The organism is uncultured Lactobacillus sp., assembly GCF_945290125.1.
GTDB classification, from domain to species: Bacteria; Bacillota; Bacilli; order Lactobacillales; family Lactobacillaceae; genus Lactobacillus; species Lactobacillus rizhaonensis.
The window spans coordinates 1-2,721 of record NZ_CALYQV010000115.1 but is presented as its reverse complement, the minus strand read 5'-3'; the positions used below and the strand labels follow the sequence as shown (position 1 = coordinate 2,721).

The following is a 2,721-nucleotide window of genomic DNA, read 5'->3' as shown; positions in this document are numbered from 1 at the left end:
TCATTAGAAGATATTGATTCAAAAGTAGAGCCAGTAGACAAATGTTCCCAGTACCCTACCATTTTCAGTTTTTCTAAATTGTAATATAAAAAGTCGTTACCTCTTAAAGCAGCCATCCCTCTGCCTATTACAGCTTCATATTTATTTTTAGCAACTTCACCAACAGGAGCTCTTACCGTTAACAACACATCTTTGGGCATAGCTATCCTCGTTATTTGAGTTGTCCAAATACGTGGCTTAACACTATGATTTTTAATATCTGCATTTCCTTGAATTAAAATCATTGAATTTTCAATAGGCGTATCATAGTAATTAGTTGAAGAGGGGGACTGACCCATAATTATATCCACTACATAACTAAGTTTCTTTTCCTGCCAATCATCTTCAAATCCCTTAAATCTCAATTCAGGTATTTTTGTATCATGCTTAGGAAATAGTTTCTGCAACAAAGCCTTTTTTAGCAGCTCCAACTTCTCGATCTTTTGCTGCTGCAAATAAAGTAACTTATCTAATTTAGTGAAAAAGTCACCGATTTTTTGCTGTTCAAAATAATTAATAGGAAAAGTAATATTGATGCTCATCATTTTAACTTTTGAAATATTAAATCTAGAAATTCCTTGTGCTAATATCACTATTTGACTTCTAACGCCTTGAGATCTTAACAAAAATGCAAGGAAATTTAAGTCAAATTTAGAATTTGGCCTAAATCCAAATGAAAAACTATTTAGATATACATTTTCCAAATGGTATTCCCACACACTTGACATACCAACTTCTTCCGGTGTTTCAGATGACATAGTAAAAAAAACATCCCCATATTTAACAGAATTTTGTTTTTTATCTATTTCAATAGCTTCTGTTCCAGACATTAATGCAATTGGATTAGTAAATACATTCATATAAGTTATATACTTTGCATTCCCATGTCCAAAGTCTTTTTTGGATTTGCCAGATAAACTAGGAAAAGTGTTGCCTAATTTCTCTAATTTTTCAGTTTCCCAGTTTTTTTCAAATTTCCTAAACCTAATATTAGGTACTACTTTATCGCTATTCATTTTTATGACCTTACTGTAAAATATCCTTTAATTGTTCAAGCGTTTTTTGTGCTTCCGAATCAACACCAACCAATTCATCCAAGGACTGCTTAATTTCAGCAGTTAATTTTTCTTCTTCTTTTGTAATATTGGCCATATCTGCAGCTAGTTTTTGCACGTCAACTGGCGGTTCTTCTTCGAAAGTATCAAGATAACGGGGAATATTGAGATTAAAATCATTTTCTTTAATTTCATCAAATTTCGTCAAGTGAGCATATTTTTCCACATCTTGACGTGCAGTATAAGTAGATAAAATACGGTTGATGTCCTCTTCACGTAATCTATTTTGCGTTTTTACTTTTTCAAAGCCTTTAGAAGCATCAATAAACATCACGTTACGGTCGTGTTTATCTTTTTTGAGTACAAGGATCACCGTTGGAATACCAGTACTATAAAACAAATTTGCTGGCAGGCCAATAATTGCATCAATCGCTCCATTTTCAAGTAGCTTTTGTCTAATTTTACCCTCAGCATTGCCACGAAAAAGTACTCCATGGGGCAAAACAATCGACATGACACCGCTGTGTTTTAAATGATAGTATCCATGAAGTAAAAAAGCATAATCCGCTTTAGACTTCGGTGGCAAAACACCATAAGGTGCAAAGCGTGGATCATCTAAAAAGCCCTTATTAGCCGACCATTTTAATGAATACGGTGGATTCATAACAACGGCATCAAAATTATTAGGTTCTTCTGCCGGCCAGTCTTCATCTAAAGTATCACCATTACGTAAATGCCGATTTGCTTGCTCAATATGATGCAAAATCATATTCATCTTAGCCATATTATAAGTTGAAGTATTTATTTCCTGTCCGTAGTAAGTAATGCGATCTGGTGGAGTAACGTATTTTTTAAAGTTTAAGAGTAAAGATCCCGATCCCATTGCCGGATCATAAACGGTCATTCCTGTGGAATAATCTTTACCTACTAGGGTTAAGCGGGTTAATAATTCAGAAACTTGTTGCGGTGTATAAAATTCACCTGCTTTTTTGCCAGATTCTGAAGCAAACTGACTAATCAAATATTCATAAGCATCGCCCAGACTATCACCTGGTGTCTTGACCAGTTCTATTTTGCCAATAGCCTGCAGTACTTCTGCTATTGTATCCGTTTTTTTTTGAGGTGTACTACCTAATCTTTTGGAATATAAATCATAATCCTCAAACAAGCCTTCAAAATATGAATTTGATCTTTCCAGTTTGTTGAAAGCATCACCTAATTGATTAACTTGAAAACTATGATTGTTAACTTCACTAAGAATGCTGTTATATGTGTAGGCTGGTTCTATGATATAACCCAATGATAAACGTAACTCTTTAACCAGTTCTGCATGATCAGCATTATCTTCATCTTCATAAATTTTTTGAGCTTCCTCTAAAGTTCCATTAGGTTTATCTGACATTAACTCTAAAACATTGTAAAGCATATTGTCAGATAGATATTTGTAAAAAACAGTACCTAATAAATAGTTTTTATATTCATTTGCATCCATTTTTGATCGTAATGATTCTGCTGCGCTATTTAATGCTTGTTCCAAACTTGTAGTTGTATTTGACACTGTTATCTCCTTTAATCTAAAAATTTATATTCAAATTAGCTCAATTAACATCTATTTAATTGTACAATT

At 33.2% G+C, this 2,721-nt stretch carries 2 protein-coding genes; both read right to left on the bottom strand.

Annotation, left to right across the window (positions count from 1 at the left end; translation table 11 throughout):
- On the bottom strand, window positions 1-1,055 hold a 1,055-nt coding region (locus Q0K80_RS10305; protein WP_294606044.1), incomplete at its 3' end, for a restriction endonuclease subunit S.
- A gap of 10 nt (window positions 1,056-1,065) precedes the next feature.
- A complete protein-coding gene (locus Q0K80_RS10300; protein WP_294606045.1) occupies window positions 1,066-2,658 on the bottom strand; it encodes a type I restriction-modification system subunit M in 1,593 nt (530 codons plus the stop codon).
- Between the last annotated feature and the right edge of the window lie 63 nt (window positions 2,659-2,721).